This is a genomic window from Pseudomonas sp. FW305-20 (assembly GCF_058788075.1).
The window spans coordinates 199,684-208,104 of sequence record NZ_JBYTAJ010000008.1; the positions used below are offsets into that span (position 1 = coordinate 199,684).

10 protein-coding genes are annotated in these 8,421 nt (G+C 58.6%); 2 read left to right on the forward strand and 8 right to left on the reverse strand.

The genetic code is table 11. From position 1 onward, the window contains the following. Positions 1-73 precede the first annotated feature (73 nt). The 6 genes from phnE to AC3WP4_RS09975 form a co-directional block, all read right to left on the reverse strand. Positions 74-841, reverse strand: coding sequence for a phosphonate ABC transporter, permease protein PhnE (gene phnE, locus AC3WP4_RS09950; RefSeq protein WP_102616015.1), 768 nt, complete (start codon positions 839-841; stop codon positions 74-76). Continuing rightward, positions 838-1,665, reverse strand: coding sequence for a PhnE/PtxC family ABC transporter permease (locus tag AC3WP4_RS09955; protein ID WP_076027845.1), 828 nt, complete (start codon positions 1,663-1,665; stop codon positions 838-840). Before AC3WP4_RS09955 ends, phnE begins: the two co-directional genes overlap by 4 nt. Next, positions 1,659-2,456, reverse strand: a complete 798-nt coding sequence (locus tag AC3WP4_RS09960) for a phosphonate ABC transporter ATP-binding protein (RefSeq protein ID WP_102616016.1) — start codon at positions 2,454-2,456, stop codon at positions 1,659-1,661. The genes AC3WP4_RS09955 and AC3WP4_RS09960 overlap by 7 nt, the downstream gene beginning before the upstream one ends. Then, positions 2,453-3,304 carry a putative selenate ABC transporter substrate-binding protein gene (locus AC3WP4_RS09965; protein WP_074878026.1) on the reverse strand — a complete coding sequence of 284 codons (852 nt, stop codon included), beginning with the start codon at positions 3,302-3,304 and terminating at the stop codon, positions 2,453-2,455. Before AC3WP4_RS09965 ends, AC3WP4_RS09960 begins: the two co-directional genes overlap by 4 nt. Before the next feature lie 135 nt (positions 3,305-3,439). Further along, entirely contained in the window at positions 3,440-4,243 is an 804-nt protein-coding gene (locus AC3WP4_RS09970) for a 2OG-Fe(II) oxygenase (protein ID WP_102616017.1), read from the reverse strand. An 82-nt stretch (positions 4,244-4,325) separates the two neighbouring features. Next, positions 4,326-5,135, reverse strand: coding sequence for a glycosyltransferase (locus AC3WP4_RS09975; protein ID WP_074878021.1), 810 nt, complete (start codon positions 5,133-5,135; stop codon positions 4,326-4,328). 326 nt (positions 5,136-5,461) lie between these two features. On the opposite strand from AC3WP4_RS09975, the gene AC3WP4_RS09980 reads away from it, so the two are divergent. Continuing rightward, on the forward strand, positions 5,462-5,932 hold the full coding sequence (locus tag AC3WP4_RS09980) for an anti-virulence regulator CigR family protein (RefSeq protein WP_074878018.1): 471 nt from the start codon (positions 5,462-5,464) through the stop codon (positions 5,930-5,932). A gap of 61 nt (positions 5,933-5,993) precedes the next feature. Here AC3WP4_RS09980 and AC3WP4_RS09985 read toward each other — a convergent pair whose 3' ends face one another. After that, the gene (locus AC3WP4_RS09985) at positions 5,994-6,428 is read right to left on the reverse strand and encodes a GFA family protein (RefSeq protein ID WP_074878015.1); all 435 of its coding nucleotides are present in this window, start codon (positions 6,426-6,428) and stop codon (positions 5,994-5,996) included. A 42-nt stretch (positions 6,429-6,470) separates the two neighbouring features. Further along, positions 6,471-7,412: a carbon-nitrogen hydrolase family protein gene (locus AC3WP4_RS09990; RefSeq protein WP_102616018.1), complete on the reverse strand. Its 942-nt coding sequence runs from the start codon at positions 7,410-7,412 to the stop codon at positions 6,471-6,473. Between the two features lie 103 nt (positions 7,413-7,515). On the opposite strand from AC3WP4_RS09990, the gene AC3WP4_RS09995 reads away from it, so the two are divergent. After that, a complete protein-coding gene (locus AC3WP4_RS09995; RefSeq protein WP_074878011.1) occupies positions 7,516-8,199 on the forward strand; it encodes a winged helix-turn-helix transcriptional regulator in 684 nt (227 codons plus the stop codon). The last annotated feature ends 222 nt before the right edge of the window (positions 8,200-8,421 follow it).

The window sequence follows — 8,421 nt, forward strand, 5'->3', positions numbered from 1 at the left end:
AGCATGGCCCAGTTCGGGCCGCGAATGGTTGGCTTAGTTCGGAACAACGTTGCCATCCAGTTCTGCGAAGCCGTCACGCCTTCACCCAGCGTTGCCGGCTCCAGCTGCTCAATGTGTCGACGGCCAATACCAGCAACAGCATCGCCACAATCACCGTGCTGGCTTGTGCTTCCTGGAACAGACTGAGGCTGACATAGAGCATTTGCCCCAAACCACCGGCGCCAACGAAGCCGAGCACGCTGGCCATGCGGATATTGTTTTCCCAGCGGTACAGGGTGTAGGCCAGTAGCTGGGGCAACAGGTTGGGCAGTGATCCGTAGCAGAACGCCGATAGGGCATTGCCGCCCTGCAGGCGGATGGCTTCGGCCGGTTCGGGTGGGGTGTTTTCCAGTGCTTCGGCGAACAGCCGGCCGAGCACGCCGGTGGTGTGCAAGGCCAAGGCCAGGGTGCCGGCATTGGGGCCGAGCCCGGCGGCCAGGACCATCAGCGCAGCCCATACCAGTTCCGGAACCGCGCGCAAGGCGTTGAGCACCAGACGCGCCGCGCTCTGCAGAGGCCAGCCAAAGCGCCCGGCCGCGGGCAATGCCAACAGCAGGCCGAATACCGCTGCGAGCAGGGTGCCAAGGGCGGACATGGCGATGGTTTCCAGGGCGCCGTGGCCGATGGCTTGCAGATGGCTCGCGCTCAGGTCCGGGCTGAGAAAGCGCTGCGCATAAGCGCCCATCTGCTTCAGGTTAGCGCTGCCACCGAGCTCACCGAGGTCGATGCCCAGATAGATGAACGAGGCAATCACCGCTGTGCCGATGCAGAGCAGCAGCACCAGGTTGATCAGGCGATTCATGCCAGCCTCCAGCGCAGCAGACGGCTGAGTTGATCGGCGAGCAGTACCAGCACGAGGAACGTCAGTAACAAACTGGCCACTTCGCCGCCGGCGAACATGCGTAACGACAAATCCATTTGCTGGCCCAGACCGCCGGCACCGACGAAGCCCATCACCACCGAGGCGCGGATGGCGCACTCCCAGCGATACACGGTGTACGACAGCAGTTCGGCTGCGACATTGGGCAGGATCCCGTAGAAAAAGGCCGCGAGCCGACCGCTGCCAGCCTGCAATAGCGCGTGGGCCGGACGCTGGTCGACCGACTCGAAAATTTCCGCGTAGACCTTGCCCAACATGCCGCTGTAGGTAATGGCAATGGCCAGCACCCCGGCCGTCGGACCGAGGCCGACGGCGCGCACGAACAAAAGCGCCCAGACGATTTCCGGCACGCTGCGCAGGAATATTAGTAAACCGCGGACCGGCCATCGCAGCAGTTGGCCCCAATAGCTGGGGTGGCCGGCTCGGGAGGCAGCAGACAGCGACAGCGCCCGACTGGCCAGCAGGCTGGCGGGGACGGCCAACAGCAACGCAAGGGCCATGCCGGCCGTGGCGATGGCCAGGGTCTGCAAGGTGGCTTGCACTAATAGTTCAATGAATTCCTCGCCATGGGCCGGTGGCCAGAAGGCTGAGACAAACCGGCCCATCTCGCTCTGACTGTCACTCGCCACCAGCACACTGAGGTCCAGCTCGCTGAAGTGGATGCCCGGCCACAGCAAAACAAGGGCCAGCAAAGTGAGCAGCAGGCGGGGCCGGGTGGCCGGGTCTCGGGTATCACGGGTCAGCATCGGGGAATCTGCACACTCAAGGGCGCCGGAGTAATCGGTGGAGATTGCAGTTGTTCGTTGGCGTAGAGCTTGTCGAGCAACTCGCGGTCGACTTCGCTGGCTGCAAGGTCGAACAGGATCTGTCCATCACGCAAGCCGATGATGCGCGAAAAGTGCGCCAGGGCCAGCTCCACCGCATGCAGGCTGGCGACCAGGGTGACGTTGTGTTGCCGAGCATGGCGACAGAGCACTGAAAGCGTGTGCTGAGCCAACACCGGGTCCATGGCTGATACCGGCTCATCGGCCAGCAACACCTCAGGCGCTTGATACAACACCCGGGCAATGCCCACGCGCTGGAGCTGTCCGCCGGACAGTTGCTGACAATGGGCGAACAACTTGTCGCTGAGGTCCAGCCTGGCCAACGCCGCACGTGCGCCCGGGATATCCACCGGACGCAACAAGTTCAGCAGGCTTTTGCCCAGCCCCCACTGACCCAGCTTTCCAGCCAGGACCGCTGTGACCACGCGTTGGCGCGGGGGTAGCGGGGGCGCTTGATGGATCAGGCCGATGCGCGCGCGCAGACGCTGACGCTGACCGGCAGACAGCTGCCAGGCGCGCTCGCCGAGCACCTGCAGCTCACCGTTGTCCGGTCGCAGGGCGGTGGCCAGCAGGTTGAGCAGGCTCGACTTGCCCGCGCCGGACGGACCGATAATGGCGACCTGTTCGCGGGCACCGATGTGCAGATCCACCCCACGCAACGCCTGGACGCCGTTGGCGTGGGTAAGGTTGACCTGGGTCAGATGCAACGTCATTTGAGCAGGTCGGCAGCGCGTGCGGCTTCTTCGATGCCCTTGTAGTTCTCAGGTTTGGTTTCGATAAAGCGGCTGGCAGCTTGCAGATCCAGAATTTCCTTGTCCTTCGGGTTCGCCGGATCGAGGGCCAGGAACGCTGCCTTGATCTTGGCCGCCAGTGCCGGGTCAAGGGTCCCGCGCACCGTCCAGTTGTAGTCGAAGTAGGCCGGGGTGGTCGCAAACACCTTGACCTTGGTGGTGTCGACCTTGCCGGCAGCGACCAGTTTTTCCCACACGCTGGCGTTCAGTACCCCGGCGTCCACCTTGCCGGCCTGGACCCAGGCGACGGTAGCGTCATGGGCGCCGGAATAGCCCACGCGGCTGAAGTAGGTTTCCGGCTTGATGCCGTCCTTCAGCATGAAATAGCGCGGCATGAGACTGCCCGACGTGGATGACACCGAACCGAAGGCAAAGGTCTTGCCCTTGAGATCGGCGAGTGACTTGACGGCCGGGTCGGCGGTGATGAATTTGCTGGTGAACTGGGCATCCTGTTCGCGCTGTACCAGCGGAATGGCATTGCCGGTTTTCAGGCGCGCCTGCACGAACGTGAAGCCGCCCAGCCAGGCCATATCGATTCGGTCGGTCGCCAGCGCCTCGACCACGGCCGGATAGTCGCTCACGGGAACGAACTCGACCTTCATGCCCAATTGCTGTTCCAGGTAGGCGCCCAATGGCTTGAACTTGCGCAGCAGTTCGGTCGGGGCCTCATCGGGAATCGCACTGACTTTCAGGGTGTCGGCGGCCTGCGCCAACAGGGTGCAAAAAGACAGCGTCACGCCGACAGCCAATGCCAGGGTACGGTTGAGCATGAAAGATTCTCCGGTGCATTAAAGCAAAAATGTCGATACGCCAAGTGCAAGCCAATTGCTGCGTGGCGCCGTGTGAGGGTATACGAAATGGAGCGGAATTGACCGTTTCTGGCTGGCGCCAGCTGCTTTCGCAGCCTAGTTTTTCTTCTTGATCAGTTTGCCCAGGTAGTATTTCAGGCTTAAACGATCTTTGGGCCTTGGCTTGTAGTGGGTTTTATTTCTTTGTGCGGGATCGATCACCAGGGTGCCTGCGGTGTAGTAATACAGCGCGATGGACCGGCGCGTGATGTGCTCTGGAGTGGTTAAAGGCTCTGGGTGCCCATGGTTGCTGTCTTTGTCTGTATTGAAAATGACACACCGGTTGTAAATGGGCAGGACTTTTTTAAGGCAGGTCTTCATGTCGACATCCCAAAGTTCCAGGTTGCCGCCGTATTCCTCTCGCCAGTCTTCATTTAGATAAATGATGATGTTCAGTCTTCGCTCAACTTTAAGCTTTTTGTTAAGCCTGAAGTCCGAGTGTACCCCCAGGAAGCCGCCGCTTTTCGTTTCATGCAGGCCGCCACCCGTAAAGTAAGGGTCGGGTATCAAGCCTTCGATGCCTGTGAGCTTTTCAAGAAACTGCAACATGGGGGCCGAGTTGAAGGCGTTGAAAACCGTCTTCAAAAAGGGGGCGCATTCGTTGGGGCTGATTTGACGTTTTCGTTGACCTTTATAGCCGCGCTCATAAAGCATTTCGTTGTTGGTTGGCTCAACCGGGAAGTGCGAGCAGATACGCGCAATCAGCTCTTCATCCAGGAAATTATCGATGACGATGTGCGGGAATGGCACAGCCTGAATATAGTGACTGGCCAACGAAGAACCCAAGGCACTGGCGGCGTTCTGATCGAAATCAAGCTCCGGGGAGAGGGTCATGGGTAGTGCTTGAGGGATGGGTGCCATTACCGCTCCAATACTTGATTTAAAGACCTGTGGGTGACTTTAGGCAGCGTCCGGTGCACTGCTCGTTGTGCCTCTTCGCGGCTTAACTTTTGCTGGCCTCTTTTTTCACGCGTGCAAGGATATCGTTGTACATTTTGGTTCGTCTATGGGTCTTTCCATAGCCGCCAGCCGCTGCGACAGTGCCAGACTGCATGTGGTCCAGATAACTGAAGATTTTACGCGGTGATAACATTTCAACGACATAGCCAAGCTCGGTCATGCGGTCCTGGAGGGTATAGCCCGGCACGCGATCATCCATCAAAAAATGCATGTTGTGCTGTTTGATGAGCTTGCAGTTCCACAGTGTGCAAAAACTCTTCAGGTAGACTTCTTTGTACGGTCTGGGGTCTCTGGAACGTAATCCCATGGAGATTTTCAAACGTCTGAAATGGTGTTGGAATAATCGTGAGCTAAAGCGCCAAAGTGTCCTGGTCGTGCCACGATTTATTTGCTCGACACAACCGACGGCTACAGTTTTCGGGTTTTTTAGACATTTGTTCAGCATCATCGAAAAAACATTTTTATCGAAAATAAAAGTGTCAGTGTGCAGAAGAAATAAATAATCAGTTTCAACTCGCTGTAAAACCAGGTCGAGCGCTTTGCCGTGCGCGATGTGCCCAGGTTCTGGTTCGGGACTGGAACGCTCGATTAAGTTTATCCAGTCAAGGGTTCGTAAGTACTCAGTGCTTTCGTCGGCAGAGTAGTTATCAACTACCCATATCGGGATATTGTGGCTGCCCACATGCTGGTGCAATAGTTCCAGGCATATCTTGGTTATTTCTGGTGTTTTGTAATTGACTATAACTATGCTGAAAGTTTTAGAGTTATCGGCCAGAAAGCTCGTGGTGTTCATCGTTCAGGGCCCAATGATGTTGCATGTTGTTGTAGAAATATCCGGGCTTCATCGTATTAGGATCTGTTCTGAGGGTAAACCTCCGGGACTTAATTCGTTACATGTTCCCCGCTAGTTATCCCCCGTACGCACAGCCCGGTCAAGTACAGCCGTTGCTGTAGATGGGCGGCAATCGTTGCTTGCTACACGCCTTCACGGCTGTCATGCAAGGCCTCGATGATTGTCCTGATTTCCTGTGGCTTGGATGTCGATGTGAGGAAATAGAAGCTCACATCACCGATAGCGTCTAAATTACAGAGATGTCCCGCCACCCTGAAGGAACGACCATGCTCAAATCTCGCTCATTGATTGCAGCTATTACCTGCCTTGCGCTGGTTTCCGGTTCAGTGACTGCATTGGCTGATCCTGGTAATGGAAAAGGCCAGGGAAACGGCAAGGGAAACCCGCAAAACAGCCAGGATCATGGCAACCAGGGAGGTCAGGGCGGCAAAGGCAAAAACTCCGGGGGCGGCGATTGGGATAATGGCCCAAGCATTAATCACGGCAGTATTCTTGGCGTAATAGGCGGATATCGGGACTACTGGAGCCCCGGACCTGCATTGCCACCTGGCATTCAAAAGAACCTCGCGCGAGGCAAGCCGCTTCCCCCAGGGATTGCCAAAAAACTGGACGGTCGGTTGCTTGGCAGGCTGCCTCACTATGATGGGTATGAATGGCAGCAAGTCGGCACCGACTTGATATTGGTCGCGCTGGCGACCGGGCTCATCTATGAAGTGCTCAACGGTGCTTTTGATTAATGGGCATGATCCCTATGCCCATGAAATTGCCGAGTTGCTGCCTGAGAGGTGGCAACCGGCGCTATTCGTCCACGCTGATGCCCGAGCCCCCAAGTTCGTTGGGGACGTCCTTCAGTTTGGGCAAGCCATCCTTGATGCGCAGCACGGTCTCCTGATAGTGGACGTGAACCCCCGGCGAATACGCCAGATCAGGGATGACCGCGGCATACACATCGATCAGCCCCATCTCCGGGTGGTCAGTGAAGAGGTGCCCGCCGCAGGTCTTGCACCACTTGCGATAGCTGCGCGGTGTCTTGTTGTAGGTGCCGATGTTGTCAGCACCCCGAGTCACTTGCACCGCCTCGGGTTTCCATAGCGTGAAGGCATTGACCGGCCCCGCTGACCAATGCCGACACGACTCGCAATGGCAATAACCCATCCCAACCGGTTCGCCACTGACGGTGAACTCGACTGCGCCGCAAAAACAACTGCCCTGGTAAGACCGTTCAATGCTCATGGCATGACTCCTTGATCAATGGTCAGGCGATACCGCCTGCTTTCACTCATCGATGTAGCGCACCGCTGTCGTCGGCGTGCGCCGCACCTGCAGTTCGAAAATGTCAGGACGCGCGTAATGCCCGGTGACATCGAGGGCCCGCCGCGCGGGTGCCACGAGTGAGACGTCGATGTCCGCATACAGAATGCCTGCCTCTTTGTGTAATGGACCGGCCACGACCCGGCCTTGAGGACTGACCACCACCGAGTCGCCGTCGTTGATCCATTCCTCCGAATCGGGAAACAGTTGCGCACGAGCCGGGAAGTCGTCGGGGATGTCACTGCCACGCAGCACGCTGCCGCTGCCGAGCACCCAACAGCGGCCTTCGAGCGCGATATGACGCATCGTGCTGATCCAACCCTCGCCTGTGTCGTACGTGGGAGCGACGTAGATTTCCACCCCTTGTGCATACAGAGAATAGCGTGCCAGTGGCATGTAGTTTTCCCAGCAGATGAGCGCACCCACGCGGCCGACTGGAGTGTCGACCGTACGCAAACCCGAGGCATCACCGAAACCATGCACCATGCGCTCGGGGTTGGTAGGCATCAGCTTGCGGTGGCGGTTGAGTACTTCGCCGTTGGTGCCGATAACGACTACGCTGTTGTAGAGCGTGCCGCCGCCATTGCGCCGCTCGCATTCATTGATGCCGCACACGATCGTCACGGCATGAACTCTGGCGGCCTCGCACAATTCGCTCAGGTCGCCGTTGCTGATATCGACGGCGTTGGCCAGCAGCCGTGTGTGTAATTGGCCCATTACAGCCCCGTCCTTTCCCGCCGCCAGTCGCCAGATCCAGGACGGGTAACCGGGAATGTACGATTCGGGCAAAACGATCAGCGAGGCTCCCGCTGCCGCCGCCTCGGCGACCGATTGCACGGCCCGGGCGATGGTCGCGCTGCGATCTAGCAGCACGGGCGGGCGCTGAATGATGGCTACCTTGGTCATGGCGTGCTCCTTTCGTATTTGGCTTTCGAGGTTTCAGCGTGCGCGTGGCGAAGTGGCAGCGCTAGTTCAGAATCTGAAGCGTTTTTAATTGCGGAGCGCAGGCATGGACGATAGCTACGGTCAGTTCTGCACGGTCGCACGCGGTGCTGAAGCCCTGTGCGAGCGCTGGACACCTTTGGTCGTGCGCGAGTTGTTGTGCGGCAGCAAACGTTTCAATGAACTGCACCGCGGCGTGCCACGGATGTCCACCAACCTGTTGGCCCAGCGCCTGCGGCATTTGGAAGAAATAGGCGTCGTGCGCCGCACGGCCACCGGTAAAGTCTGGGAATACAGCCTGACGGAGGCGGGCGAGGAATTGCGCCCCATCATCATGGCGCTGGGGCATTGGGGCGCGCGCTGGATTGGCAGTCGCCTTCGCGATGACGAACTCGACGCGGGCCTGCTCATGTGGGACGTGCGCCGGTTCGTGCGCATCGAAACGTTCCCGTCCTGGCCGGTGGTCATCCAGTTCAAGTTCCGCGACGCGAGGCCCGGCGAGCAAGCGTGGTGGCTCGTGGTTGAGCAGGGCGTGGCAGACCTGTGCCGCGACGACCCCGGCCGCGAACTGACGCTCGTCGTCGACTCCAGCGTACGCGCGTTGACCGAGGTGTGGACGGGCGACCGCACACCGCGCGAGGCTCTGCAGTCGCAAGAGCTGCGTGTGGATGGCGCGGTGAAGGATGCGCAAAGCTTGTGGCGCTGGCTTGGCACGAGCGCATTCGCGGGAACCCGAAGTGCTGCACGCTAGCGCCGCTTATATCCGTCGGTCGCAGGACTTGAACTGTCTGGGGCTTAAAGCGTCATAACCATTGCGATATCAACCCTATGGAAGCCATCATGCTTTTGAAGAATAAGAGTCTCATTGCTGTTATGTCCTGCGCCTTGATGCTGGCAGCCGCTCCATTACTCCCTGTTGACCTGTCCATCATGAGCTCCGCCTCTGCGAAAGACGGTGGTGGTGGTGGTGGCT